Source organism: Candidatus Marsarchaeota archaeon (assembly GCA_023473665.1).
Taxonomy (GTDB): domain Archaea; phylum Micrarchaeota; class Micrarchaeia; order Micrarchaeales; family Micrarchaeaceae; genus JAMCYM01.
In genome coordinates this window covers 113,582-139,825 of sequence record JAMCYM010000003.1, presented here as the reverse complement: position 1 = coordinate 139,825, position 26,244 = coordinate 113,582, and the positions used below count along the sequence as shown (strand labels likewise).

Annotated in this window: 31 protein-coding genes; 9 read left to right on the top strand and 22 right to left on the bottom strand. The window is 55.1% G+C overall.

The window, feature by feature from the left end; all coding sequences use genetic code 11:
• Both gltX and M1158_03550 read right to left on the bottom strand, forming a co-directional pair.
• On the bottom strand, positions 1 to 1,728 hold the full coding sequence (gltX, locus tag M1158_03555) for a glutamate--tRNA ligase (protein ID MCL5100164.1): 1,728 nt from the start codon (positions 1,726 to 1,728) through the stop codon (positions 1 to 3).
• Between the two features lie 11 nt (positions 1,729 to 1,739).
• On the bottom strand, positions 1,740 to 2,360 hold the full coding sequence (locus M1158_03550; GenBank protein MCL5100163.1) for a hypothetical protein: 621 nt from the start codon (positions 2,358 to 2,360) through the stop codon (positions 1,740 to 1,742).
• A 127-nt stretch (positions 2,361 to 2,487) separates the two neighbouring features.
• On the opposite strand from M1158_03550, the gene M1158_03545 reads away from it, so the two are divergent.
• The gene (locus M1158_03545) at positions 2,488 to 3,210 is read left to right on the top strand and encodes a peptidylprolyl isomerase (GenBank protein ID MCL5100162.1); all 723 of its coding nucleotides are present in this window, start codon (positions 2,488 to 2,490) and stop codon (positions 3,208 to 3,210) included.
• 3 nt (positions 3,211 to 3,213) lie between these two features.
• Here M1158_03545 and M1158_03540 read toward each other — a convergent pair whose 3' ends face one another.
• Genes M1158_03540 through M1158_03530 form a run of 3 tightly spaced genes read right to left on the bottom strand, consistent with a single transcriptional unit; the run spans position 3,214 to position 4,431 of the window.
• Complete coding sequence (locus M1158_03540) at positions 3,214 to 3,405, bottom strand: DNA-directed RNA polymerase subunit E'' (GenBank protein ID MCL5100161.1); 192 nt, start codon at positions 3,403 to 3,405, stop codon at positions 3,214 to 3,216.
• A gap of 4 nt (positions 3,406 to 3,409) precedes the next feature.
• Entirely contained in the window at positions 3,410 to 4,006 is a 597-nt protein-coding gene (locus M1158_03535) for a DNA-directed RNA polymerase (protein MCL5100160.1), read from the bottom strand.
• Positions 4,007 to 4,059: 53 nt separating this feature from the next.
• Positions 4,060 to 4,431: a hypothetical protein gene (locus M1158_03530; GenBank protein ID MCL5100159.1), complete on the bottom strand. Its 372-nt coding sequence runs from the start codon at positions 4,429 to 4,431 to the stop codon at positions 4,060 to 4,062.
• Between the two features lie 53 nt (positions 4,432 to 4,484).
• On the opposite strand from M1158_03530, the gene M1158_03525 reads away from it, so the two are divergent.
• On the top strand, positions 4,485 to 4,901 hold the full coding sequence (locus M1158_03525; GenBank protein MCL5100158.1) for a CoA-binding protein: 417 nt from the start codon (positions 4,485 to 4,487) through the stop codon (positions 4,899 to 4,901).
• Here the strand turns inward: M1158_03525 and M1158_03520 are convergent, their stop codons facing one another.
• Complete coding sequence (locus tag M1158_03520; protein MCL5100157.1) at positions 4,902 to 5,273, bottom strand: DUF488 domain-containing protein; 372 nt, start codon at positions 5,271 to 5,273, stop codon at positions 4,902 to 4,904.
• A 195-nt stretch (positions 5,274 to 5,468) separates the two neighbouring features.
• Here M1158_03520 and M1158_03515 point away from each other — a divergent pair, with 195 nt between their 5' ends.
• Positions 5,469 to 5,822 (top strand): cell division protein SepF, encoded by a 354-nt coding sequence (locus M1158_03515; GenBank protein ID MCL5100156.1) that lies wholly within the window; start codon positions 5,469 to 5,471, stop codon positions 5,820 to 5,822.
• A 4-nt stretch (positions 5,823 to 5,826) separates the two neighbouring features.
• Here M1158_03515 and M1158_03510 read toward each other — a convergent pair whose 3' ends face one another.
• The 12 genes from M1158_03510 to M1158_03455 all read right to left on the bottom strand — a co-directional run bounded on the left by M1158_03510 (position 5,827) and on the right by M1158_03455 (position 13,834).
• Positions 5,827 to 6,546 carry an RNA methyltransferase gene (locus M1158_03510; GenBank protein MCL5100155.1) on the bottom strand — a complete coding sequence of 240 codons (720 nt, stop codon included), beginning with the start codon at positions 6,544 to 6,546 and terminating at the stop codon, positions 5,827 to 5,829.
• Between the two features lie 7 nt (positions 6,547 to 6,553).
• A complete protein-coding gene (locus M1158_03505; protein ID MCL5100154.1) occupies positions 6,554 to 7,285 on the bottom strand; it encodes a lysostaphin resistance A-like protein in 732 nt (243 codons plus the stop codon).
• Positions 7,286 to 7,444: a 30S ribosomal protein S27ae gene (locus M1158_03500; GenBank protein ID MCL5100153.1), complete on the bottom strand. Its 159-nt coding sequence runs from the start codon at positions 7,442 to 7,444 to the stop codon at positions 7,286 to 7,288.
• A 4-nt stretch (positions 7,445 to 7,448) separates the two neighbouring features.
• The gene (locus tag M1158_03495) at positions 7,449 to 7,880 is read right to left on the bottom strand and encodes a hypothetical protein (GenBank protein MCL5100152.1); all 432 of its coding nucleotides are present in this window, start codon (positions 7,878 to 7,880) and stop codon (positions 7,449 to 7,451) included.
• Positions 7,881 to 8,291: a translation initiation factor IF-5A gene (gene eif5A, locus M1158_03490; GenBank protein ID MCL5100151.1), complete on the bottom strand. Its 411-nt coding sequence runs from the start codon at positions 8,289 to 8,291 to the stop codon at positions 7,881 to 7,883. It abuts the gene before it with no gap.
• Positions 8,292 to 8,407: 116 nt separating this feature from the next.
• Positions 8,408 to 9,424, bottom strand: a complete 1,017-nt coding sequence (ftsZ, locus tag M1158_03485) for a cell division protein FtsZ (protein MCL5100150.1) — start codon at positions 9,422 to 9,424, stop codon at positions 8,408 to 8,410.
• A gap of 27 nt (positions 9,425 to 9,451) precedes the next feature.
• Positions 9,452 to 10,510, bottom strand: a complete 1,059-nt coding sequence (gene ftsZ, locus M1158_03480; protein MCL5100149.1) for a cell division protein FtsZ — start codon at positions 10,508 to 10,510, stop codon at positions 9,452 to 9,454.
• Positions 10,511 to 10,736: 226 nt separating this feature from the next.
• Positions 10,737 to 11,387, bottom strand: a complete 651-nt coding sequence (locus M1158_03475; protein MCL5100148.1) for a hypothetical protein — start codon at positions 11,385 to 11,387, stop codon at positions 10,737 to 10,739.
• 46 nt (positions 11,388 to 11,433) lie between these two features.
• Positions 11,434 to 12,327: an ornithine carbamoyltransferase gene (gene argF, locus M1158_03470; GenBank protein ID MCL5100147.1), complete on the bottom strand. Its 894-nt coding sequence runs from the start codon at positions 12,325 to 12,327 to the stop codon at positions 11,434 to 11,436.
• Positions 12,328 to 12,705 (bottom strand): hypothetical protein, encoded by a 378-nt coding sequence (locus M1158_03465; protein MCL5100146.1) that lies wholly within the window; start codon positions 12,703 to 12,705, stop codon positions 12,328 to 12,330.
• Positions 12,706 to 12,709: 4 nt separating this feature from the next.
• The gene (locus M1158_03460; GenBank protein ID MCL5100145.1) at positions 12,710 to 13,105 is read right to left on the bottom strand and encodes a 30S ribosomal protein S8e; all 396 of its coding nucleotides are present in this window, start codon (positions 13,103 to 13,105) and stop codon (positions 12,710 to 12,712) included.
• A gap of 114 nt (positions 13,106 to 13,219) precedes the next feature.
• Positions 13,220 to 13,834, bottom strand: a complete 615-nt coding sequence (locus M1158_03455; GenBank protein MCL5100144.1) for an NUDIX domain-containing protein — start codon at positions 13,832 to 13,834, stop codon at positions 13,220 to 13,222.
• Positions 13,835 to 13,969: 135 nt separating this feature from the next.
• On the opposite strand from M1158_03455, the gene M1158_03450 reads away from it, so the two are divergent.
• Positions 13,970 to 14,296: a tRNA-binding protein gene (locus M1158_03450; GenBank protein ID MCL5100143.1), complete on the top strand. Its 327-nt coding sequence runs from the start codon at positions 13,970 to 13,972 to the stop codon at positions 14,294 to 14,296.
• Between the two features lie 3 nt (positions 14,297 to 14,299).
• Here the strand turns inward: M1158_03450 and metG are convergent, their stop codons facing one another.
• Entirely contained in the window at positions 14,300 to 15,964 is a 1,665-nt protein-coding gene (metG, locus tag M1158_03445) for a methionine--tRNA ligase (protein ID MCL5100142.1), read from the bottom strand.
• A 162-nt stretch (positions 15,965 to 16,126) separates the two neighbouring features.
• Here metG and M1158_03440 point away from each other — a divergent pair, with 162 nt between their 5' ends.
• A complete protein-coding gene (locus M1158_03440) occupies positions 16,127 to 19,294 on the top strand; it encodes a hypothetical protein (GenBank protein ID MCL5100141.1) in 3,168 nt (1,055 codons plus the stop codon).
• Positions 19,295 to 19,307: 13 nt separating this feature from the next.
• Positions 19,308 to 20,294, top strand: coding sequence for a presenilin family intramembrane aspartyl protease (locus M1158_03435; GenBank protein ID MCL5100140.1), 987 nt, complete (start codon positions 19,308 to 19,310; stop codon positions 20,292 to 20,294).
• Positions 20,295 to 20,329: 35 nt separating this feature from the next.
• Here the strand turns inward: M1158_03435 and M1158_03430 are convergent, their stop codons facing one another.
• Positions 20,330 to 20,680: a hypothetical protein gene (locus tag M1158_03430; GenBank protein MCL5100139.1), complete on the bottom strand. Its 351-nt coding sequence runs from the start codon at positions 20,678 to 20,680 to the stop codon at positions 20,330 to 20,332.
• Between the two features lie 55 nt (positions 20,681 to 20,735).
• Positions 20,736 to 22,577, bottom strand: coding sequence for an ATP-dependent DNA helicase (locus M1158_03425; GenBank protein ID MCL5100138.1), 1,842 nt, complete (start codon positions 22,575 to 22,577; stop codon positions 20,736 to 20,738).
• A gap of 126 nt (positions 22,578 to 22,703) precedes the next feature.
• Between M1158_03425 and M1158_03420 the strand changes: the two genes are divergently transcribed.
• Positions 22,704 to 23,168, top strand: coding sequence for a hypothetical protein (locus M1158_03420; protein MCL5100137.1), 465 nt, complete (start codon positions 22,704 to 22,706; stop codon positions 23,166 to 23,168).
• An 11-nt stretch (positions 23,169 to 23,179) separates the two neighbouring features.
• Here the strand turns inward: M1158_03420 and M1158_03415 are convergent, their stop codons facing one another.
• Positions 23,180 to 23,326, bottom strand: coding sequence for a hypothetical protein (locus tag M1158_03415; protein ID MCL5100136.1), 147 nt, complete (start codon positions 23,324 to 23,326; stop codon positions 23,180 to 23,182).
• 31 nt (positions 23,327 to 23,357) lie between these two features.
• On the opposite strand from M1158_03415, the gene M1158_03410 reads away from it, so the two are divergent.
• Together M1158_03410 and M1158_03405 are read left to right on the top strand one after the other, a co-directional pair.
• A complete protein-coding gene (locus tag M1158_03410; GenBank protein MCL5100135.1) occupies positions 23,358 to 24,311 on the top strand; it encodes a hypothetical protein in 954 nt (317 codons plus the stop codon).
• 71 nt (positions 24,312 to 24,382) lie between these two features.
• Positions 24,383 to 26,209, top strand: a complete 1,827-nt coding sequence (locus tag M1158_03405) for a hypothetical protein (protein ID MCL5100134.1) — start codon at positions 24,383 to 24,385, stop codon at positions 26,207 to 26,209.
• Positions 26,210 to 26,244: the final 35 nt, after the last annotated feature.

The window sequence follows — 26,244 nt, the reverse complement described above, 5'->3', positions numbered from 1 at the left end:
TCACTTTGAGATGAAGATGAACTCCAACGGCTCCTTTCTGTCAAGTATGCAGAAGCCGAATCGCTCGAACTGCACTGTCTCGTGCTCTGCCAGCTTGTCCGCATAGCTTTCCACATAGCCGTCAACGACCTTCAGGCTGCCCTTGTTGATGCGGCCCTCATTATCAAGAAGGTCCAGGGGCATGGTGACCCTGCACGGCATATGGTCGGGCTCTGGCACCCACTGCACAACCTGCACTCCATCGCCCGCATCGCATGGCTCTGCGATGATGCTATTCGCTTCCTCTTTGGCCGCGCGTATCGTAATTAGATTTTTCAGGTGCAGCATGTCGCCGTGCCTCAGACGGACCGCGTCGGGCCCGCTTATGTAGATCGTATCGCTGAGATCGTATTCTCTGGAGCCCAGGCTTTCGTTTGATGGATGCAGAGGTAGTCTGGCGCGCTTGGGCATGCCGTCCCGCACAGTGATCCTGACGGGCTCCTGCACGAAGAAGAGGCGCTTAGATACTTGATCAATGATGCGCTTGTTGTCAGCCAGCAGCACCGACATGTCAACCGTGGTGTCAAGCTTGCTCATGCCTGCCTTGAGGACAAACTCGCGTATCGCCTGCGGAGTTATACCGCGCCGCCTCAACGCTGCTATAGTTATCAGGCGCGGATCGTCGAAACCCCTGAGCGTGCCTTCGTCTATGAGCTTCCGGATCTCGCTCTTCTGAGTTATGTTGTTCGCTATGCGCAGCCTCGAGAACGTATGTAAGTTTGGCACGCGCATATTGAGCGCATTGAGTATGAACCTGTACAGCTCCTCCGACTGCTCGTAGTTCTTGTCGCGCAGCACGTCGGTAACGCCGTGCAGCGAGTCCATGATGGGCGTGTTCATGTAGTATGCCGGCCATACCTTGTATTTATCGCCCTGGCGGTAGTGCGGCGACTTTACCACCCTCATTATTGCGGGGTCGCGCATCGTGGTGTTCTGCGAGCCCATGTCCGCCTTCAGCCTTATCACTATCTTGCCTTCGTCGTATTTGCCGGCGAGCATCTCGTCGAACAGGACCATGTTCCGCTCCGGCGACGTGTCCCTGTGCTCGCACGCCGTACCGCTGAACCTGTCCTTGTTTATCTTGTCGGGAGGGCAGCTGCATGCATAGGCCTTGCTCTCCGCTATCAGCCGCCTGCACAGCTCATATACCTTTTCTATGCTGTCGCTAGCGTAGTATTCGTCGTCGAACTTAACGCCGAGCCAGGCAAGGTCCGCCTTCAGCGCATCGACAAACTCCTGCTTCTCTTTCTTGGGGTTCGTATCGTCGAAATACAGGAACAGCTTGCCCTTGTAGATTTTGGAGAACTCCTGGCTCAGGAATATCTGCTTTGTATGACCGAGATGCATGTAACCGCTAGGCTCCGGAGGGTAGCGAGCCGCGAACGCTCCCTCAACAGCTCCATCCAGCGCCATCTTCGGCTTGGCTGTGCGTTCGGTCTTGGCCTTGGCCTCCTCAGCAAACTCCGCAGCATAGTTGGCATAAGGTCCCCTAAGCTCCTCTGGGCTCATGCTGTTTATCTCCTGCACGACGCGCGACGCGAGCTGCCTGAGCTCCTGCATGTTCTGCTTGGCGTCCTGGGCCTGCGACAAAACCTTGTTGACGACGCTCGCCTCGTTCGCCTTGCCGTAATCCGACGCGTTCTTTACGGCATACTTCCTGACAAGCTCTTTCGTCCTTTCGCTCAGCATGCAAAACTGCCCTACTTGTATATTACACGGATGCTGTTATTATATACCTGGCCGCTTGTCGTGACAAGGGCCTGCACCCCAACCAGCACGAAAGACTCTTCTGGTTCGAGTCTGGGAAGAGTTATTGGATACTGCGTCGAATTGCCAATTGCTACCCTGATTGGCTGGCCGCCTATATACATCGGCACAATTGCGGGAAGGCTGACGTATGCCACGGCGCTTGCGTTCTTGATTGAAGCCGGGCCTATAGCATTGGAGAGCTCCTGCTCGAGAGAATATGGAGTCAGGTTGCTGAACAGCAGCACGGAGAACGTGTTCCCGCGCGGCGTGTAGCTGATAGCGCCTTCGCTGGTCAGGTTGCTCAGTATGCCAGTGACTGAATTTATATCGGTAGTGTTGTTTGCGATAGTAAGGGAAAGCGTACTGCCATAGCCGCGCAGCGTGGCCGGCACGCTGTCGTTCGTGGCGAAGTAGGACTTGACGTTCGATGGTATGGTTGTCTTGGTGGTCGTAGCGCTGCCTTGGCTGTTGTTCGATACCAGGTAGGAGCTGACGAACATGACAGCAACTATGATCGTGCCGATAAGCATAAGGTAGCCGCGTCGCCTGCCAGCCTTGGCATTGCTTTCCATAATGCACACCAAACAGAATGCAGTAGCAGGTTTTTATTTAATGTTTTTATATGTATCAGTGAAAATGTATTCTGCAGTCGGGAGTTTTGGCTTCTTCCTGCAGGTTCCAGTTGGAAAAGGTTGTATTATGGCTTTTGCGGACGGCGATTTTGTAGAGATAGATTACACGGCAAGCGACGCGGCTGATGGCAGCGTGATAGCTACTACAAGCGAGCAGGCGGCGAAGAGCGCCGGCATATACGGCAAGGACATGCATTACGGGCCTACGCTGGTTGTCATAGGGGCCAACGCGATAGTGAAGGGCCTTGAGCGGGAGCTCAGGGGCATGGATGTCGGCCAGAAGAAGAGCTTCGTGCTAGGGCCGGAAGACGCATTCGGCAACAGGGACGAGCAGCTCGTCAGGGTCATGCCGCTGTCTGAGTTCAGGACCCAGAAGATAGACCCGTATCCGGGCATGCGCATCAATCTGGACAACATAGCTGCGACTGTGAAGAGCGTCGGGTCAGGGCGCGTTGTGGTCGATGCCAACCATCCAGATGCCGGCAAGAGCATAAAATACGATGTCGCCGTGATCAGACGCCTGCAGACCGACAAGGAGAAGGCCGAGGCGCTGTGCAAGACCTACGATGTGACGCCGACTTCCGTCGAGGTGAAAGGTGGCGAGCTTGACATGTATTTTGACAACAAGGTAAAGAAGGATGCTGATTACTTCGTGAACAGGGCGAGCATGATGGCCTCGGCGTTCGCCTACCTGAAAGGGATAGAGAAGATAGAGGTCAGGGAGGAGTACCTGAGGAGCAAGCCCGACGAAAAGCAGAATGCTACTGAAACCGAGAAAAGCCAGGAATGAAGGCTATTCCTTCACGTTCAGCGCGAAGACGCTGTTGACCTTCAGGCCGAGCTTCTTGGCTATGTCTGATTTGTCGGCATTGAGCATTATCACGTAGCCGTTCCACCTCGATGTGAGGTCGGTAGAGCCGCACAGCGGGCACTTGTCGCCATGGCTTATTATGATCCTGCAGTTTTTGCATGCTAGTTCTTCCATAGCATCACCTCTGCGATCTCCTGTTACTGCCGCCCTGCCTGCCTTTCGCCTTGCGGGCCCGCGATTCCGACATTGCAGCCCAGTCCAGTTTGCCAAGACCCTCCGGCCTCATGGTAAGCGCTATCTTGGAGTCCTTTACCGAGTTCTTTATGCTCACTGTTGATATCTTTGCATAGACGAGGTCGCCCTTCTTCAGGCTCTTGCCGCTGCGCTTCGAAACGAATGCGGGGACGCGCTTGTCGTATGTCAGGAACTCGTCCGTTATCTGCGATACGTGCACCAAGCCGTCCATGGGGCCTATGCGCACGAACGCGCCGAACTCCACCAGTTCCGTCACTTCGCCCGCCACGATCTCATCGATCTTTGGCATGAAGGCCAGCACGTCGAACTCTGCCGAGTGGTGCGTGGCAGGATCGCCAGGGTATATCATGCCGTCGCTTATGTCCCTGACGTTGAACACTGCAATTATCACGCCCATGTTCTTGTCTATCACGCCCTCGTACTTGCCCTCGAGCACCTCTGTCGCGACCCTTTCTATGTCCTTGTCGAAATACTCCGGAGGTAACTTGAACGTGTCCTTGACCGAATACATCGTGTACATTTTATCCCACCGCTAGGTTGAGCAATAAATGGCATGCGTTGTCGCATTGCCCGTCATTTCAGCTTCCCGCTCTTGGAAAGTTTCATCGTCCTCACCCCGACGAGCCTGAGTTTCGTGAGGAGAGCAGTATCGTTAGTCACTACGAGCGTGCCGGCCTCGGATGCTGCTTTCCTCAGTATCCAGGAGTCGACGTTGCTGCTTGTATTATCAACTCTAATCTTTTTAAGTTTTAGTATGGAGAGGGCGGCCCTGGCTGCGGCTCCATTGGTGCCCTTGTTCAGCGAATGGTGCCCCAGCTCGCGCATTATGCCCTTGGATATGAGCGGTGCATAGCCCGGGAGCGAGCGCTCCACTATCTCGAAGACGTCCTTCCTGTGCGCAAGGCCGAAAAGTATGGAGCTCGTGTCCACTATGGCGTAACCCATCGGTTTGTATTGCCGGCCAAGATATTAATAATGCACGGGCACCGAATGGTATGATGGCAAGCGCAGACGTTGTGGCGGAGCGCATACTAAGGGCTTTCCACACTATAGCAGTAGTGGGCTGCTCCAGGAATGAGGGCAAGCCCAGCCACGACGTGCCCGAGTATCTGCAGCAGCATGGTTACAGGATAATACCTGTCAACCCGAATGCCAGCACAATACTCGGTGAGAGGGCCTATGCCAGCCTGGCGGACGTAAAAGAGCAGGTCGACGTGGTGGATGTGTTCAGGCCTGCAACAGAAGTGCCGAAAATTGCCGAGGAGGCGCTGAAGATAGGGGCCAAGGCGCTGTGGCTGCAGGAGGGCATAGTGAGCGAATGGGCGCAAAGGTTCGCTGACGAGCATGGCATGCTCTTCGTGATGGACAGGTGCATGATGAAGATGCACTACAGGCTCATCGAAGGCATTAAGTGATTAGCGCTCGTGGAGCCTAATGTTTTCCAGGCGCTGCTTGAGCATCGACATGAGCACCACTGCATTGTTGCGCTTCGTGTCGCGCGCCGCGTAGAGCAGCGTAAGCGGATCCGTGGTGCGCGCAATCTCGACGAGCTTTAGGAAGGCCCTGCTGTCGCGCAGCTCCGCCCTGTAGCGCTTCTTGAACTCCTGCCATTTCGCCGGGTCGTGAAGGAACCACTTCCTGAGCTCCTTGCTCGGCGCAACGTTCTTCATCCACAGGTCTACGGTCGCAGTGCTCCGCCTTATCCCCCTCGGCCAGAGTCTGTCGACGAGTATGCGCGTGCCGTCCCTTATCTCGGCCTTTTCGTATACGCGCTTGAGCTGCAGCATTTACTCAGTAAGCATATGCAAATAGACTTTTAAACCTTATCAGAGAGCATGCTTCCTGAAGGGCCAGGAATGCACCGGAATTTGCCGTCGACGGACACTTCCGTTATGCGCCGCTTACAGAAAGGTTTAAAAAATATAACATGGAATATAGCGTGACACGACCTACATGGTGACCACATGGGTATTTTTGATAGAATGGGAAAAGGGCTCGGACTCTCGAAGGAGCTTAACGTCGAAGAGTACATGAATTCGGAGGAGATGGAGAACGTTGACGTGCTCAACGAGCCGGCTGATTTCTACGTAAAGCCGGTTGTGCTCAAAGGCGAGGAGGACATCGCCCTGATAGAGGGGGAGCTGAACAAGCGCAATCTCATACTCATGAACATAGCCGAGATGTCCAAGAGGCAGAACACGCTGAAGGGAATGATAGACACGCTCAAGGATTATATATCCAAGATGAACGGCGACATAGCCATGCTGGACAACGAGAAGATACTGCTCACTCCGGCAAAGGTAAAGATAATAAAGAAGCAGAAGCCACAGGCCTGACTGTTCAGCCCTTTTTTCTTTTCCCTGTTTTGCTTGCGGCTGCGGCTCTCAGCGAGAATGCAGCTGCGAGCGTGCGCAGTTCCTGCTTCGTAGGCGCGGATCTCCTTATCATGTGATAGAACGCGTTCGATACGGAGCGCTTGTCGCGTATGTAGCCCTTGCCTGCTATGAACGAGTCGAATAGCTTCTTCACCACAGCGATATCGCGCGGACCGGCGTAGAGATTGCCTATTTCGCTGTGCGCTTTGCTGTGTTCCGCATATAGCAGCCCGTAGAGCATGATGGCCAGGGCATGCGTTATGTTAAGCGTAGGATAGTCGTCTGAAGCCGGTATGAATACGGTGGCATCGCAGCCGGCCAGCTCTTCCCTGGTAAGGCCCGTGCCATCGCGGCCGATGAGCAATGTGACGTCGCGGGAGCGGCGCATGAGGCGCCTTGCGCCCTCAAGCGTGTATACGTTGTGCATGCCTGCCTCTGTCTTCCGCCACAATGCTGTTGTGCCGACGAGCAGGCTGCCCTTAGATGCCTGTCCTATGCTGCTGCACACGACAGCATGCTCGAGAATGTCGCTGGCGTGCTTTGCGTACTTCAAGGCCTGCCTGCCCTTGTAATCGCACTTGGGGTTTATCAGGTAGATGCGCTTTAGGCCGAAATTCTTGAGCACCCTTGCAGCGTATCCGAGGTTGATCTGGTATTCCGGTTCTACCATCGCAACCCTGAGCATAGCATCACTACAACGCCATTGAGGCGATCAGCGCCAATATGCCTAGAGCGTTGACCAGCATGTGCGCCGCTATGCTGGGATAGAGAGAGCCCGTGCGCCTGAAGACGTAGCCGGCTAGCAGGCCGAAGGCCAGCGCGGCTATAAACTCCGATATGGAGAGGTAGCTGAGCAGGTGCAGCAGGCCGAAGAGCAGGGCACTGAGCACTATGCCTATGCGCGGAACCATGAACCCCCTGAACAGAATCTCCTCGTCCAGCGGCGCCACTATCAATGCGAACGCGAGGAAATATGCGGGCAGGCCGGAGAATATCTGCGCCGTGTTGGTAGGCAGGCTTATGCCCGTAACGACAGAAAACGCCCCGATAGCGAGCTCGACGACGAGTATTGCTGCGAACAACGCAACGCCTATGCCTATGTTCCTGGCGGTCAGCGCAGAGCGCGAGAGCCCCAGCGATGATATTATCTGCCTGAGCGTGCGGCCCCTCCAGAGCAGGTATGAGAAAACGACAAGCAGGAAGAACAGCGAGAGCGCCATCGATGAACCGGCCTCGGCCGTTGCAAGGTTCACCAGCCCCGCGGCATACAGCGCGCCGAACACTATGAAACCGAGCAGAATGCATACTGCCAGCGACAAATAGAATATGTACCTTATGTTGGGATGGCTTGCCTCAAAAGAATAACCCGCGCGGCTTGAGTGCGCATGCGCGCCGATGTTCCGCTTGCGCCTCCCGTACGCCAATCAGGCACCTGCTTTCTTCTGCGGCTTGAATTCAGTATAGCCGCACCTTCCGCACGAATATCGGTCCGAATGCTCCGCCATGCGGACGTTGCACTTCGGGCACAGCTTCCCGGGCTTGTAGGCCTTGAAGCTCTTCTTCTGCTCTTTCTTCTCCGCCATCTAATCACGCATCGCTGGCCTGCGGCGCCTGGTGCTCCGCCTGGCCCTCCTTCGCCTCATGCTTCCCTTTGTGCTCCTGCTTAACCGGCTTCGCCTCCTTTTCGGGCTTGGGCTCCTGGCTTGGTGCTTCCTCTGCGGCATTCTTCGCGCCCTTCGATGAGCGCTTGGTCGCTCGCGCCGCGATGTGCCGTCTCTCGTACCTCTCCATGGCGCGCTTGTCGCTGTATGAATGGGCGGTGCATACGGCGCGCCTGAGGCCGAACTGCTGCCTTATCGATGTTACAATCGTGTTGTCAGGGTTGAGGTTGAGCTTCTTGCACAGCTCCTTCGCCACCTCTGAAGTCGGGGGAGTGCTAACCTCTCCGTCTATGACGAACTCTACCTCTCTCCTGCCTATGAGCTTGTTCTCCTTGTCTTCCGTTATCCTGAGTTCCATTCACTCGCCCGCATTGACAGGTCTGGATATCGCGCGCCTGCCCATCGCCTCTATTATCTCGACCTCGTTGCCAGCAGTCACGCTGCCTGCCAATTCCTGCGGTATAGGCAGGTCGTAGACCTCGTATGTTTCGGGATCCATGAGCTGCGCGCTCATACCGTTAACGGAAACCACCTGCGCGCGCTTCTTCTTTATGACAGGCACGTCCGCATCGTCATGGCTTGGCTTGAGCAGCGTCTTCTTCTGGCCGTCAAATATGCCTATGGCAGTTACGCGCATCTTGGCCGACCCGTGCTTGCCGGGAGAGCTTATCTCTATGTCGACTACCTTGCACGGTATCCCGTCTATAACTATATAGCGGTTCACCCTGATTTCCTTCATCGGGGTTCGCAATATCTCTTCGTCAGCCATGGCAAAACCACTAGGGCGTGCATAAAGAAAAACAACACTAATTAAGGTAGAAAGGTCTATAAAAGCGTGCGTGCCGCTTCGCTTGAGGGGCCCTGCATGAGGTACGGCAGGCCCGTTCAGTAGATGCGGTCTATGCCCGACAGGAACTCTGTGTTGCCGATGCTTTCGGTCATGTGCACCGGCCCGCTGAACCTCGGTGTCACGCCTGTTATTATCGACATCACGCGTATCTGGTCGTTCATCTCAGGCGTTAGCCTGGCTCCGAATATCACGTTCGCTTTGGGATTGAGCGATGCCGTGACGCCCTCCCCTATCTTCGTTGCCTCATCTATCGTGAGCGACATGCCGCCTGCCACGTGCACCAGCGCGCTCTTTCCGCCTGACGTGTCTACGTTGAGCAATGGGTGCATCGTAGTTGACTTTACAGCCTTGCTTACCTTGTCCTGACCAGAGCCGAAGCCCATGTTTATCAGAGCTGAGCCGCCATCGCGCAGCACCGCCCGCACGTCCGCGAAATCCAGGTTTATCAGGCTGGGCATCATCACTGTGTCCGCTATGCCCTTCACTGCATTGGCAGCTATGTTGTCAACCAATTCGAACGCCTTCTCTATTGGTAAGTTGGGCGCATAGCTGAGCAAACGGTCGTTCTCTATTATTATGGTGGTATCAGCATTCTTGCTGAGCTGCTCCAGCGACCAGTCTGCCTTGGCGCGCCTGCTCCTCTCAAGGGCGAACGGGTATGTTACGAACGCCACAACGAGCGAGCCCTGCTCCTTAGCTATCTTTGCTATGACCGGCGCTGCGCCGCCGCCCGTGCCTCCGCCCATGCCTGCGCTCACGAACACCATGTCGTAGCCGCTTATTGCCTCAGCTATCTCGCTCTGGCTCGCCTCGGCGCACTTCATGCCGATCTCGGGGAAGCCTCCGGCGCCCAGGCCGCGCGTTATCTCCTTGCCTATCAGCAGCTTCTTGTCCGCCTTGACTATGTTGAGGTGCTTGACGTCAGTATTGACCGCTATAGTCTTGGCGCTCTTTATGCCGCTCGCATAGAGCCTGTTGATCTGGTTGCTGCCTCCGCCTCCAACTCCTACGACTGCCAGCTTCGCTACGAATTCGTCTTGGTCGTCCATCATACCGGTCACCATTAAATGTGATGCGCGTCAGCCTATTATCTCCAGATCGCTGTACGGGTTCTTAGGCTTCTCCTCAAACTTGCCGACTATGCTCGAACCCTTGACGCCCGTCACTATGGCCACGATCTCTATCATGTCGTCGTAGCCAGGTATGAGCCTTGCGCCCCACTTGATGTTCGCCTTCGGGTCCATGCGGTCTGTTATTATCTCGCCGGCCTTTATCGCGTCGCCTATTGTCAGCGAACCGCCGCCGCTTATGTGTATGAGAGCACCTTTCGCGTTCTCGAAGTCGACGTCGAGCAGCTTGTTCTTCAGCACGCTCTCGCTCGCTATGTTGACCTTGTCCGTGCCCTTGCCCATGCCCACTGCTATGAAGCCCACCTGGCCAGAGCCCATTATCGAGCGAACGTCGGCAAAGTCTATGTTTATCAGGCTTGGCTGCGTTATCGTCCATACCAGTCCGCCGATTGCCTTGGCCAATACCTCGTCGGCCATTGCGAAAGCATCAGACATGGGAAGGTTTGGCACCAGCTTCACGAGCCTGTTGTTGTCCAGGATTATGACGCTGTCCGCGTACTTCCTGAGCTCCTGTATGCCTTCCTCGGCCTTGACCTTCCTGAGCCTCTCGAGGTCGAACGGGTATGTGACCATTGCCACGACTATGGCGCCCTGCTCCTTCGCGATCTGAGCTGCCACTGGTATTATGCCGGTGCCCGTGCCTCCGCCCTCTCCTGCGCACAGGAACACGAGCTGCGCACCCTCAAAGGCTTTCTCGATGAGCGGCCTGTCTACTTCTGCGCACTTCTTGCCTATGAGCGGGTCGCCGCCTGCGCCCAGGCCGCGCGTTATGTTCTTGCCGACCAGGATTTTCTTTATGCGGTCGTCAAGAATCTTGAAATGCTGAAAATCAGTGTTGATCGCAACGAACTCCGTGCCTTTCACGCCCGTCTTGATGAGCCGGTTTACGGTGTTGCCTCCGCCCCCGCCTATCCCCACCGTCACAATCTTTATCTGCGCCGATCCCAGCTCCTCAGAACTGGTGTTGTTTACATTTCCGCCTAGCAGTTCGTTTACAAGGTCGCTCATACTTATCCCCTGGTCAAGCAAAATTGAACTGATAACGTTTAAAAGCCTTTTGTTGCCCGACGTATTTGTTGTAGTATGCGCAAACACGCACAATGATGCGTGTAGTAAAGTAAAATTCTTTTATTGATGGAAAAGTTCATTTATCTGTCTATGTTTTTTGATACTAAAAATATGCCAAAAATCGATGCTGGAAATGCAGGATGCTCCGCCGGGCGGCTACATCTCCTTACTGCGCGGTTCTGTTCTGGGTGTAGGTTCCCAGTATGCTCGTGCCCGACGTATCCATCACCACGTAAAGCGACTGCTTTGCGCCAGATGCGCTGTAGTTTATCAGCCATGAGTCGTTGAACTGCATGCCAAGAGGCGTCGAGTTGGCGCTTATGGAGCCGAAGCGCGCATGCACGATCGTGTAGTTGTAGCCGTAGTCTGTTATGTAGTTCATTATAGAGGCATTGCGCAGCATGTAGGCGCGCGTTATAGCTACGGGAGGCGCGGATATTATGTAGCTAGGAGCGTTCGAGAGGCCGTATACCTGGCAGGCGCTTGTGTAAAGGTCCTCTATGCTCGGCACCAGCGTCACGGCAGGGTAATCGAACTGCTCGACCAAAAATGTTGGGCATGGAGATGTGGAATTGTAGATCAGGCTCACGACGACGTCCCAGCTCCCGGCCTTGAGCGCCGATTCGGATACGTTTATCACTGTTATGTTGGCTGTAGGGCTGGCCTGCTTGAGATCCGAGGTAACGAACTGCACCGCCTGCGAAGACGTGATTGGGTGGGACGATGGGCCGTGGAGCAGCTCCAGCGCCGCGACGCCTATGCCGATGATTATTATCACGACGATTGCAAGGATGGCAACGCTCTTGAGCAGTCCCATAATCCAGATAACGCTCACAAAATCTATAAAAGCATGCCAGAAGGCATCAAAGCGACAGGAATATCAGCACGGCCTTGGCTATGAGCAGCTTGTTCTTCGCCTGCTCCCAGACTATGCTGCGTGGACCGTCGAGCACGTCGCTCGTTATCTCCTCGTTGCGGTGCGCCGGCAGGCAGTGCATGGCCAGCGCGTCGGGAGCCGCAAGGGCAAGCGCCTTGGCGTTGAGCTGGTAGGGCGCGAAGAGCTTCCTGCGCGCATCAGCATTCTTCTCCTGGCCCATGCTCACGAAGGTGTCTGCGTAGATGAAGTTCGCGCCGTCCAGGCCCTCTTCCAATGAATCATACACGCGTATGTTGCCGTACTCGCGGGCCTTGTTGAAGTACGCGCTTTCTGGATTGTAGCCCTTGGGGCCGATAAGCTCTATCTCAGCGCCGAGCTTTGCCGCCGTGACCATCAGCGAATTGGCAGTGTTTGCAGCTATGTCGCCCAGGAATGCGATCTTGGCTTCGCGCAGGTCCTTCTTGTGGGCGCGCACAGTGTACATGTCGGCCAGCGCCTGCGTGGGGTGCTCCTTGTCTGTGAGCGCGTTTATCACGGGCACAGAAGAGCCATCTGCGAATGCAGTCATGTCGGAATGGCTGTCGAGCCTGGCAGCTATGAAGTCGCAATAGCTGCTGAGTATGCGCGCTGTGTCAGAAGGCGTTTCGCCGCGGCTGAACTGCGATGTTGCAGCATCTATGTATATGCCCGTGCCGCCGAGCTGGGATATGGCCGCCTCGAACGAGACGCGCGTGCGCGTCGACGGTTTCTGGAAGAACAGCGCGAGCAGTGAGCCCTCTTTGAGCGCAGCCTCCTCATGCCCCTCGCTCAGGTTGTCGGCGATCTCGAAGATCTTCTCTATCTGGTCCCTTGACAGGTCGACAGAGCTTATGAGGTTCATTCATCCACCGAATATGCTGCCGAAGCCCTCATTGGCCTTCGACTGCTCTTCGTTTATCAGGGCGATTACCTTGCTTTCTGCATCTGGAGGCGCGCGCTTGACACTCTTGAATTCGTGCGCCAGCCTGTCGTCAGCGCTCTTCAGGAAGTCGTCGTTCGCCTTTATGTAGAGGTAGTACTTGCCCTTCTCGAGCCCCATGGCCGCGCCCTCCCTCAGGCTGTACTCCTGCCTGGAGAATATTACGTTAGCGTACTTGTCGTCCTTGAGCGCCCTGAGCTTCTCGTCGTCGAGGCTCTTGTCAAGGTAGGGGTCGTACTCAAGCGCCTTTTTCAGGGCCTGGTATTCTGCCTCGTCGCATACGTATACGCGCTCAGGCATTTCATCACTCTATTAGCCTTGCCGTGACAGCGCCGTCCCTGCCGGGCCTGTTTATCACTACCGCCTTGCCGAGCTCGGTGTTGATTATCGTGCCCTTGGTCAGTATGTTCTGCCTGGCGAAGTTGCGGTTGTCCTTCGATTCGAGGACGCCCTTTATCTTGACCTTCTTGTAGCCGTCCTTTGTCAGCAGGTTCGCCTCTCCGGCCTTCTTCAGCCTGACGCTGACCGAGCCTCCGCGGTGCCTCACGGCGATCGACTCGTTGCCCTCGGCCAGTTTCGTTGCGGAGAAGTAGTTGCCGCTCTCGCTCCGCCTCCTGTCCCTGAACTTCGTCTTGTACTTGCCATTGCCCCTGCTCTTGGTGTGCGACGACGCATGCACCTGTCTGCTAGATAAGCTCATTAAACCAACTTGAACTCGCTGCCGTCTTGAAATACAGAAAAGAGAATGCAGCTTTGTCCCAAAGAGTTTTCCATAAAAAAGTATTTAGCACTTGTTGTGCGTCAACAGTCAGGCTCAGGGTTCAGGCCCGAAGATGAGCCTGTAGTTCGCAAGTACGTCGTCGAGACTGCGCCGCTCTTTGCTTTCTTTGATGTCGCGTGTCAGCAGGTATTCGCGCACCTCAGCCAAGATCTCGGCCCTTTTTGGGGACGTTACATTGAGCTTCCCAATTACCATCGACAGAGGGTTGACCGAATATGCTATGTGCTCCCTAGAAAGACGTATTTCCTCCAGGACGTAATATGGCACTATGCTGAGATAGTACGTGATGGTTTTCTCAACTTTATCCGTCGGGCGCCCGTTATCCCAGCGGCTCATCAAATATGGGCCCTCTGTGGCCTTGAAGTCACCGACCGGCTCGAATCCCTGCAGGCCAGTTTCTTCGAACAGTTCGCGCATTGCGGTCTGGCGCTCTGTTTCGCCGGGGAGCATCTCTCCCTTTGCACCTATGTCAACCGCAGGCACGTATCCGTCAGGCCTGCCGAAGGTTTTGTCGTTCTGGAGCATCTCAGCAACGTACCAAACACCATCGTTTTTTGCCACAAGTATTATGCCGCAGGAATGGCTTTTCTCGTAGCTGCGAAGCCTGATGGCAGGCACCGATGCATTGGCAGGCTTTACCGCATCCATTGAATCACGCAAACAAGCAAGTGCGCATAGGCCGGCTTCATATTTAAACATATCGTTCAATATTTTGGCAGGCAGCGCTGCTTTTTCCAATGGGTATTTAGCAGGCGCTGGCTTGAATTATGTGCAGGTGGTATTTTGGTTTCGATACAGGAATTCTCCAACCTTGACATCAGGGTAGGCAGGATAGTTGACGTGCAGGACCACGAAAAGGCAAGGAAGCCCATATACAAGATGAGGGTCGACCTTGGCGAGCTCGGCACCAGAGACATAGCTGCAGGGATAAAGGATGTTTACACCAAGGAGGAGCTCATCGGCAGGCTCGTAGTAGTGGTGACGAACCTCGACCCGAAGGAAATCGCGGGCTTCGTGTCGCAGGGCATGCTGCTCGCCGCAGAAGACAACGGCAGCATATCCCTGCTCAAGCCCGACAGGGAACTGGCGGTAGGGGCCAAGGTGCACTGACCGTTACGCGCCGGAGAACTTCTCCATCTTCTTGACTTCTTCTGCACTTACCTTCCTGAAGATCGGCCGCACTCCTGCAGAGCCTGTAACCTGCTTTGGCCCGTCGAGCGCCTTCAGGGTTGGGACTGCGCGCTGGCCGAAATAGCCCAGTATGGAAGCGCTAGCTGCAGGAGTGAATGGATAGAGCAACACCCCGAGCACGTGCACTATGTCTATCAGCGTGCCCATCACTGACTTGAACTTCTGCGCCGCCTCTGCGCTTCCCTGCGCCTTCTTCGCGAGCGCCCATGGCTCTTCGGCACTCATCGTCTCGTTGCCAAGCTCTGCTATGCGTATCACGTTATGAAGGGCCTCGCGCATCCTCACGCTCTCGAAGTTTTCCATGTACTCCTTTATCTGCGCGCCGACCTGCTCTGCCCTTCTTGGCGAACATCCCAGCGCAGTATTGTTCGCTTGCAGGGTGAGCGTCCTGTTCACCAGGTTGCCGATCTTGTCGTTCATTATCTTGTTCACTATCTCTACGAAGCCCGCGATCGTGAATTCAGAGTCTGCGTTCTCTGGAAGCATGTGCATGAGCGCGAAGCGCCAATAGTCAGCAGGCATTATGCCGAGCGAGTTCTGCATGTTCAGGCCTATGCCGCGGCTCTTCGAGAACTTCAGGCCCTTGGCGTTCAGGTACTCGTACGCCATTATCGTGTGCGGTAGCACATAGCCGTCGTTCGCGCCTATCAGTATGCCGGGCCACATCATCGTGTGGAACTCTATGTTGTCCTTGCCCATGAACTGTATGAGCTTCGTCCCAGGGCTTTTCCAGTAGGCCTTCCATTTCGAGTCCGACCACTCGCGCGTTATGCCTATGTACCCTATTACCGCGTCGAACCAGACGTATATCTTCTTGCCCTCGAAGCCCTTTATCGGCACCGGGAAGCCGAAGCTCATGTCGCGCGTTATGTCCCTCGGCTTGAGCCCCTGCTCGATGTAGCTCAGCGTCTTGTTCACAGCATTCTTGCTCCAGTTGTTCTTCGAATGCGACCTTACGAATGCAAGTATGTCAGGCTGCAGCTTCGGGAAGTCAAGTGCAAGGTTCTTCGTCTTCCTGAACTCTATTTTTTCAGAGCCGCATATCACGCAGTGCGGCTTTATCAGGTCGCTCGGATCGAGCAGGTGCCCGCAGTTGTCGCACTGGTCGCCCCTCGCATCGCTGGCGCCGCAGTAGGGGCACGTGCCTTCTATGAACCTGTCGGTGAGTATGCGCTTGTCCACCAGGCAGTAAGGCTGGGTGCGTTCCGTCTCGGTCAGGCAGCCGTTCTTGCTGAGCGCGCCAATCAGTTCGTATACTGCTGCCTTGTTCTGCTCCGAGTCGGTCTTTCCGTAGTACGTGAAGTTGCACTCGAAGTCTGAAAGCACCTTCTTTATCTCCTCGTGCACCTCATTGGATAGCTGCATGGGCTCTACGCCCTTCTTAAGCGCCATGATCTCTATCGGCGTGCCGTGCTGGTCCGAGCCGCATATGAATATGTAGTCCTCGCCCTTCATCTCAAGGTACTTGGCGAAGACGTCCGCAGGCAGTATAGAGCCTACGAAGTTGCCGAGGTGCGGCACTGCCTCGGAGTATGGCAGGGCGGACGTGACTATTATTCTGTCTTTGGTTGGTATTTTTTCGGACATGTTTGAGCACCGATGCTGCGCGGCGTGGTGACTTCCGCTATAGGGCTTGCTTTGGCGCCTTTTAAATGATTATGTGCGAAGGCTTTATACCTCTTCGTTGGCAATATTGACATTGCTGCAGAAACGCTGCAGCGTGCCTTTGGAAGTTGGTTGGGGGTTTGCATGGCTGAAGCCGCTGTGGAGATGATAAAGCAGAGGTTCGACGATTTCTTCGAGAGGTATTACCGCGAGGGCATCAACGACCTTATCATAGGCTTCCCGGGAAAGCGCAGCCTGCAGGTCAACGTAAGGGACCTAGAGAAGTTCGATCCTGAGCTGGCTGGCGAGCTAATAGACAAGCCAGAGCTCATACTCGATGCTGCAAACGCATCATTGAAGGGCAAGATGAGCGACGTGGATTTCGGCATCTTCGAGCCGCATGTGCGCTTCTTCAACCAGAACGTCAACATGCCGATGGTGCAGGATGTCGGCTCTGCCTTCATAGGCAAGCTCATAATGCTCGACAGCCTGATAGTCAAGCGCTCGGACATAAGCCCGCGCGTCAGGATAGGCACATACGAGTGCACATTCTGCGGCAACCGCGTGCCTGTGATAATCGACAAGGAGGACCCACCCGAGATATGCCCGCAGTGCAAGAGGCGCTCGATGAAGCTGGTAGAGGAAGAATCGCAGTTCGTGAACCTGCAGAAGATAGCCGTGCAGGACCCGTTGGAGAAGCTGAGGGGCAACACACCGACGTGGCAGCTTGAGGTGTGGCTTGAAGATGACCTTGTCAATACAGTCATACCCGGCGACAGGATAGAGCTGACGGGCATACTGCGCATACGGCCCAGAAAGAACACGAGGGGCAAGGTCGACCCTAACATGTACTCCATGTTCCTCGAGACCAACTCGATAATGCCGAAGCAGAAGGAGTTTGCAGAGCTGGACATAGGCAACGAAGAGGAGCGCCAGATACGCGAGCTCGGCAAGGATCCGCAGATATTCGACAAGATAGCCAAATCGATAGCACCGTCGATATACGGCTATGACGAGATAAAGCAGGCGGTCGCTCTGCAGCTCTTCGGGGGCACGACGGGCAAGACACTGATAGACGGCGGCCCAGTCAGGAGCGACATGCACATACTGCTCATAGGCGACCCTGGAAGCGCTAAGACAAGGATATTGCAGGCAGTTTCAAGGCTCGTTCCTAAGGGCATATACGTCAGCGGCAAGTCAGTGACTGGCGGAGGCTTGACTGCAATAGCCGAGCGCGATGACTTTTCAGAAGGAGGCTGGGTTTTGAAAGCGGGGGCGCTTGTGCTTGGAAGCGGCGGAGTAGTATGCATGGCTGCAGACACTGAGCTGTATGAAGGTCAGCGTCTTATAACAGCTGAAAGGCTTTGGGACGAACAGGCCGGCCCTATCTATGCAACGAAGCATGGCATGGAGGCCAAAAAGGTGGCTGTGCCAGTCACCGTATACGATGTGAATAGGAAGACAGATATGTTACAACAGCAGGCATTCGCAATATTGCGAAGGAGATATTCTGGCGAACTTGTCAGACTGACGTTCGCATCTGGTTTGAGCATTGACGTGACGCCAGACCACAGGTTCAAAAGGCTGACCCACGTAAAGAATCTGTGGGTAAGGGCAGAGGACCTTGCGGAGGGCTACGTGCTTAGGGCCCCGACCAGAGTGACCGGGCCGGTGGCCACCCTTGACACTAGCGAGGATGATGCCTATGTGCTCGGATGCGTTTACGGCGACGGTCACATAAGGAACGACAGCGTGATAATTTCGCAGTCCAAAAAGAACATGGACGTCATCAACAACGTGATGGCGAGATCTGCAGTATTTTCGCTTTACGACAAGAAGGACAGGATGCGCGAGCTAAAGGGCCACGACGGCAAGGTCTACATGCTGGTTTCCAGGATGTACCAGATGTGGACCAGCAACGAGATGTTCGTGGAGCGCGTTAACTTCTTCCTAAAGCATCCGTCAATAGACAACATACTGATGCTGAACGACAGGGCACTTTCGGCATTCATCGCAGGGGTCTTTGACACGGACGGGGATTTCAACCATGTAGGTGGTAAGATAATTGCCATGCGCATGTATCCCACAAAGTCAATGCACGAACTTCGCGTCATTCTATACGCGTTGAGAAGGCTTGGTATATATGCGCGCATACATGACTTAAGAGGGAAAATCCCGATCATACAGGTCACGGGCGGAGACATAACGCTGCTTATCGAGACAATCAGGCCCTACAGCGCAAAGGCGAATAGGGAGACAAACATCGAGATAAAGCCCAAACGGTACGCTGTCGTAAGGGGCACGGAAAGGGTGATGAAGGTGGAGAGGGTGCCTTACGATGGATATGTCTATGACCTGAGCGTAGCCAGATGGCACAACTACGAGGGTTCGCTCGTGTACATGCACAATTGTATCGATGAGTTCGACAAGGTGAGCGATGACGACAGGGCCGCACTCCACGAGGCGCTAGAGTCGCAGACGATAAGCGTGGCCAAGGCGGGCATCATAGCAACGTTCAACGCCAAGGCAGCGGTTCTCGCCGCAGCGAACCCGAAGTTCGGCAGGTTCGACCCCCACAGCTACCCTGCAGACCAGTTCGACATACCGCCCACATTGCTATCAAGGTTCGACCTCATTTTCCCGATAAAGGACATAATGGACGAAGAGCTCGACAGGAACATAGCGAGGCACATACTCGTGCAGCACGAGGCTGCGGGCGCAGCCATCGCGGAAGTGCAGAGCTCCGTGCATGTGGAGCTGCCGCCGCTCGACGGCGAGCTGCTCAGGAAGTACATCGCCTATGCGAGGAGGAACATCAATCCGAGGCTCAGCGAGGAGGCGTCAAAGCGCATAGCCGATTACTACATAGACTTGAGGAAGGCGGGCGTGCGGCAGGGCGCGACGCCAATCACGCCGAGGCAGATAGAGGGATTGGTAAGGATGAGCGAGGCCAGCGCGAAGGCGAGGCTGGCCGACACGGTTGAGGTGTCCGACGCGGACAGGGCCATAACGCTGAGCGAGTTCATGCTGAAGACGCTTGCGGTCGACAGGGGCGGGCGCATAGACATCGACACGATACTGACGGGCATGCCAAGAGAGAAGGTCGACAAGATAAACATAATGCTCGGGATAATAAAGAGCCTCGAGGAGAGCGAGCAGGTGGCGAAGATGCAGCGCGTCATAGAGGAAGCAAGCAAGGTCGGCATAGACTCCGCGACTGCCACTAAGTACATAACCGAGCTGGAGAGGAGCGGCGACGTGTTCAGCCCGAGGCAGGGCATAGTGAAGATAGTCAAGCACGAGGCGGAGTAACGGGGCGCTGGTTTTGGGTGTCAGGGTAATAGAGGGCAGGCAGCTTCTTCAGATACTCGTAATGTTCATGATCGTACAGTTTGCAGGGCTGTTCCTCGCGGCGCTGCTCTTCAACGGCGCAACGTACCAGCAGGTGGCGAGCGTGCAGGTGGTGTCAGGGCCCAGCACAGCGCTCTTCTTCATAGCGTACATAATAGCGATCACGGTGCTCATGATACTGCTCATGAAGTTCTACATAGGAGTGTATAGGCTCTTCGAGGGCTTTGTAATATTCGTGGCCTCGGCAATAGTGTTCTCGGTGCTGCTGTCTGAGCTCACGGGCGCCGCAGTAACAATACTCAGCAGCACAGTGCCCGTCGCATTCATAGCAGGAGGCGCGCTCGGCATAGCATTGGTCATAGCGAAGAACATGAGGCCTTGGCTCAGGAACGCCACCGCCATATTAGCAAGCATAGGCGTTGGCGTGGCGCTTGGCGCTGGCTTCGGCTTCGTGGTGGCGTTGGTGCTCATGGCGCTTCTCGCCGTATATGACTTCGTTGCCGTGTTCATCACGAAGCACATGATAACGCTGGCTGACGCTGTGCAGAAGCAGAACCTCGCCTTCATGGTGGATGTGCACGAGGTCGAGGCCGTGCCGAAGAGCAGCCTGAGCGCTGCCGAGCTAAGCCAGTACAACAGGGAGCTTGTCGAATTCAAGAAGGCCGGCGGGCACATCACTAAGATACACCAGAAGGGGCTGAAGGGCATGGTGCCCATGGTGGCTAGCGTCGGCCTTGGAACAGGCGACCTTGCCGTGCCGCTCATGGTTGCAATAGCAGCCTACAAGGTGTTCCTGAGCTTCACGCTGAGCATGTTCGTGATATTCGGCGCGGTGCTGGGGCTTGCGCTGACCATGTACATACTGCGCAGGTACAGGCGCGCCCTGCCTGCCATACCTCCCCTGCTTTTCGGCATAGGCATAGGGATAGCGCTGTACGCGCTGATATATGGGGCGCTGTAGGGTCGGTACAGTATTTAGCATCTGATTGCCGTCAGTCAAGGCAGCAGCGAGGAACAGGCTGTCGCAGAATGTCGCCCGGTGCTGGACGCTATGACGAACGCCGTCAGAAGGTATTTGTTTTGGTCCAGCAGAATCGCACTAGACGAATATCCTTCCAGTATCTTGCTCGCAGTGTCTTCATCTATCTCCTTCTTACTCAGTTTTTTGAGCAGCGCATTCCCAAGCTCTGGCAGAGCAAGAGGCACCGTTGATGAAATGCTTATATACCACTCGACTGCTTGCCAGCCTGGTTCTTTAGAAAAGTATTTGACAATCGCTGACGAGCCAATGAGCGGCATACCCTTTACTTTCTGCTTTATTCTGACACTGATGACGACGCTATCCATGCGCATAATAGGGTATTTTGTAAACATGTATAAACATTTGTATACAAATTAGTAGTCAATCATCCTGCAAAGGCGTTGTGCGGCTGCTTTCTATGGCCTTTTTCCAGAACTCGTCGATACGCGAGATGTAGTTCCTGGTGTCTTCTATAGGTATCGAATTCCTTACTAGGCTGGAATACATGCGCCAGCCGTAGCGCATGTCCATCAGCACTATCACGGCGCGGTCGGTCTCGCTGCGTATCGCCCTGCCCGCTGCCTGCACGGCCCTTATCACGGCAGGTATGGTGTACATGTATTCGCTGCCCCTGCCTGTGAACTTCTTGTTGATGTAACTTATCTTGGCGCTCAGCTCCAGATCGGGCTTCGTTAGGGGTATGCCCACTATCACTATGCCCTTTATTGAGTTGTTCGGATAGTCTATGCCCTCGCTTAGGCTGCCTCCCATGACCGCGAAGAGCATGCTGTCTTGGCTTTCCCTGAAATTGGTGATCAGCTGCTCAACGGCGACGTTCTTCATGTCGCGGCGCTGCCTGAATATCGATACGTCTGCCATGTGCCTGTGCACGCTGTCCAGCACGTCGAAGCTGGGGAAGAAAACGGCCAGGTTGCCAGGCACCCTTGCCTTTATCGACATTATGTTCAAGGCTATCTTTTTGTATTCCAGCTGCGACCTGTGCTCGTACTTCGTAGTCACGCTTGCGTCTATGAAGACGCGCCTGTTCGCCTGCGGGAACGGGGAGCCGTAGCTCTTCAGCATCGCATCACCCACGCCGAGGAGATTCGCATGCATATCCAGCGGCACCAGCGTGGCGCTCATGAATATGTTCGAGTACGCTTCGCCGAACACCGGCACCGAGCGATCGGGGTAGAGGCAGCTGAGCGTCAGGCGCAGCCTGTCGTTCCTGCGGATCATTATGCGAGCTATGGAGTCCGATTCAGCCTTCCATTCCTCAAGGAACTTCGCCAGGTGCATCAGCGACGAGCGCTTGGCCCTGCTCTGCTCTATGAACTCGAGCCCTGCGCGCTCCAGCGAGGCCGTGAGCTGCTCCGAGCCTGCGGTTATCTCTTCCGGCATGTCGTCAATGCCGATGAACGCCTCGGCCTTTGTTCTGAGGTGCCTCTCGGACATGCCCTTCAGCGCGAACGAGAGGTAGCTGAGGTCTATCGGGCTGCCGATAGACTTGAGCTCGGCAGACGCCCTCTCTATCGTGTAGTTTGATATCGCGTTGCTGAAGTAAGAGTTCGCGGCTTCAAGGATGTTGTGCGCCTCGTCCCATATGATTACGCTGCGCTCCACGCTGTGCGCTATCTTCTTCAGGAAGGTGCTCCTTGTGTACGGGTTCAGTATGTGAGGGTAGCCGGCAACCACAACGCGTGCGTCGCGCGCGAGCTTTGCTGCAATCTCATAGGCGCAGAGGCCGTGGTCGAACGAGAACCCGAAGAGTGTGTTGTGGCTTGCGTCAACCACGTCCTTCAGCTCGTTCGCGTTGGTCGTGAGCTTTGCCCTTGAGAAGAACGGGCAACGTTCCTTCTTTACCAGATTCTCGCACGCTGCATAGAACGCCTCGTTCTCTATGGCGTTGATCTTGTCGTTCACGCACATGGTTCGCTTGCCCACCATGTCCACGAAGCTGAAGTCGAGGCCGAACTTGGAGCGTATGCCTGATAGCACATCCACCGCAATCCTGTGCTGCGATATCTTAGGCGTAAGGAAGAACACGTCGAGGTCATTGTTCAATGCATAGGTGAGCGCAGCGCTGAGCGCTGCATCGGTCTTGCCCACGCCAGTAGGGGCATTGACCAGTATGTCGCGCTTTGAGGAGAGCGCAGCCGTTATGTCATCCATCATATCCTTCTGGAACGGCCGCGTGCGCTCGAACCTGAACAAGTAGTCCATGGTAGTATTGCTGCACGAAATGATAAATATGGTTGCAGCCTGGTGCTAGAACCCAGTATATGGCTTTAGCAAATGCGCCTCAAAAGCAATAAATATCTGATTCGGCGATAGGTGAATGATGGTGCTATGGCGCAGACTGTTGCTATAGGGGAAACTGGTGGAACAAAGCAGGCAGGCAAACAGGTCAATGTATTTCAGCTCTACAAGGATGAGAGAGCCCTTACCCATCTCCTCAGGAAGGAGTGCGTCGACGTGCTGGGCAGAAAGAGCAAGATCGAAGAGCTTGCGGCCAAGCTTGATGCGGAGACGGACGACTTAATAAGGGATGATAAAGCGATCGATTACTTCTTCAACATGCTGGTGAGGGATTTTACTTGGCATCCGAATCGTATAGACGAGACGCTTTACAAAGATATAAATTACGGAAAGCTTAAGCAGGGCAACTTCGGGATAGAGACGGTAGTTCTTCTTATTGATGAGAACAGGGCTGCAGCGGCGAAGCTTCTGCAGGAGATGAAGCTGAGCAGGGAGAACGCTATCAAGGATAGGATTGGCGAATGCGAATTCAACTTTGACAATGCAGGCGAATAAGCAGCTACAGGTCAAAGGACTTCAAATGAGGTTAATGTGCCTGTAATGCTAGGAGTTTCAGCACGGTCTATTTTGTGCACTTCGGGCCTGTGGTATATCTTTACGTCTATGTCCTTTATGAACTCCGAGAGCTTGCTTCTCTCATCGCCAGCGACCAAGGTTTAAAGATTAGCATTCGCAAATATCACTATGGCAGGCTGGAAGGGCATATCTTACATATCTCTGGCAGGGGGCTTCCTAGCCGTGCTCGCGACGTTCTACTACATGGAGGTGCTCTCATATGCTGCAGGCGTTGATACTGGAGCCGCAGTGATACTCAATACGTACAATATAACTCCCAGCAACACGATCCTGCAGACGCTTGTCAGGGCTTCGTCGCTGCCAATAGGCATGCACATAACCTACATAATGCTGCCGTTCGCCCTGCTAATGTTCGCCATAGGGGTGCTCTGGCTCTTCTCCAAGGCCTACGTGAGGCTGGCAGGCAGCGTCGTTGCGTTCTCCGCCTTCGCATTCATTCTCCTTTCGGTAATACTCGACACCGACTTCAGCTTCGGCGCGCTGCAGGTCTCCGCGCCCTACATAGCCGGGGCGCTTTCCCTTGTGGGCGGGGTGCTTGCGATGCTCGAGAGCGCGGGCAAGCAGCAGCACAGGGCCACGCGTCCAATAGAGATAAACCCCGAGAGGCCCTATTCGAACATGCTCGTCATAGCGAACAGGCTCATAGGTAGGATGGAGGGCGAGGTGAGCATACTGGACATGCACTTCGACCCAAAGGCGATGGACAACCTGACGAGGCTCGCTGACAAGAGCGTGGGAAACGTGAGCAAGGTGCGCCTGCTCACCAGGGCAGACAGGCTCGGCAGGGACTTCGAGAAGAGCTACATGGATTTCGTCGAGGAGATGCACAACCTGAAGATAGAGTTCGAGCTGCGCATCATGAACCAGGATGACGCAGCGCAGCAGCACGAACGCTTGATAATGGACTCGAGGAGCGCCTACAAGATACCGCCGCTCAACATAATAAACAAGAAGAGCGAGCACATAGTCAGCATAGACCACGCGCACGCGAAGAGCCGCTTCGATTTCCTGTGGAACAGGGGCACGAAGTACGAGACCGTGATGAGGCAGGGCGCGCAGTAGCGCGGCGAATTCGCGAAATGTCCAGAATGGTTTATTAAATTTTGCAATGCAATATGTCTCTGCGTGTTCAAATGAAGTCTATTCTACTGGCGGCGATGGCGCTGTTCGTACTGGCAGGCTTGGCAGGCGCCCAGATTGCAGGCACGGCGCAGATACATGCACCTGCAGTGGTGCTCCTGAACAATACAGGCACGATAACGCTCATCGGCCTTACCGTAACGCACGGCAACGGCACTGTCGCAGTAAGCGGGCCGGCAGAGGTAGCGAACAACACGCTTGCATCGGCCAGGACCGCAGCAGAGGTAGGGGCTGCATTCTTGGGCATGAATTTCAGCGCCTACAACTTCTCGTATTACATAATGGATCAGCAGGCGAATGTGTCGGGCCCTAGCGCAGGAGGCGCGATGACGATGCTTGCGGTGTCTGCGCTTAGCGGAAGGCCGCTGCGCACAGACTTCACCATGACGGGCACGATAAGCAACGATGGTGGCATAGGTGCTGTAGGCGGCGTCTATGACAAGGTGGCCGCTGCCGCAGCATCGGGGCTGGACCTCGTGCTCGTGCCGGCTGTGCCGAGCACGTCATTCGAGGACGAGCTGTACCTGCTTATACAGACAACTTTCGGAGTGCCGCTGGTGCAGGTTGCGAACGTGAGCCAGGCCTATGCGTATGCGTTCTCGCAAATCAGCGGCATCGCCAACGAAACTTCGTACAACTTCACAACTACCAACTATCATGTAGCTTCGTTGCCACAGGCAAGCATCATGTGCAGCAACGCATGCAACGAGAGCGCCTTCGATTCGCTCGATGCTTATACAATAAACTTCACCGATTTCGCCATATCAAGCCTTGCCGCTGAGCCTGGCTTCTCCGGCATAGCTTCGCAGATGCGCAGCGACCTGAGCCAGAGCACGGGCCTGGCTTCCAAGGGCTATACTTACACGAGCGCGGACGTGGCGTTCTTGGACTATATCAACGCTTACATGTTTTTGCATCATGATGCGACCAAGCAGAGCGGGCTGCAGACCCTTAACTCGCTTAACGCGCAATGCGGCTCACTGGCAGCACCGCAACTCACCTCTGCAAACTACGAGTATGTAATAGGAGGGGAGCTCAGGCAGGCATGGGCCGAGTACACGCTTAATTCTACTATCGGCACGTACAACGCGACTGCAATAGACACTGACGGAGTGCTTGAAGATCTATATTCGGCAGGCGAGGCCAGCGGATGGTGCGCCGCTGCGAACTACATGTACGGCATCGCAGGCAAGCTCGGCGGCAGTGCCGCGGCAGTGCCGAGCTCGCTCTCGAGCATTGCCAATGCGAGGATGACAAGGGCAGAGCCATACGGCATAAGCCTTTACCTGGCTGCTGCGAACAAGGCCTACGCGCAGGGCAATTATCCCGTCGCGATATTCAGCGCCGACTATGCCTATGCGTTCGGCAGCCCAATCGGCAACATGAGCACGTCAGCCATGCTCTCAACAGCGAAGGCCTTGGCGTCAAACGCAACGTACGGCGTGTGGGCCTCGCAGTTCGCCAACGAGGCCATGGCCTACTATTACAATGCTGAGACAGCGAGCAACGCGAGCGCTGCTGGCGCGTATGCCGTTGATGCATACCAGACCGCGCTTCTTGCGAGCCAGCTGAGCAACGATACGAGCAACATATACGGCGCGTTGTCGCAGCAGCAGACCACAACCGTGGAGCCCGTCGTGACGCCGCCATCGCCGCAGATCCAGCTGAGCGGCATAGTAATTATATACCTTTTGATGGCGCTAACTATAGCTGTATCAACAATACTGTATGCGGCATTCGCGTACAAGCCCAAGCGTGTGGGCAGGCCGAGGAAGCGCGGAAGGCCGGCAGGGCGCAGGCATGCAGGCGCAAGGCGCTGACTTCTGCCCTTAATTGCAAACTATAAAAGAGATCG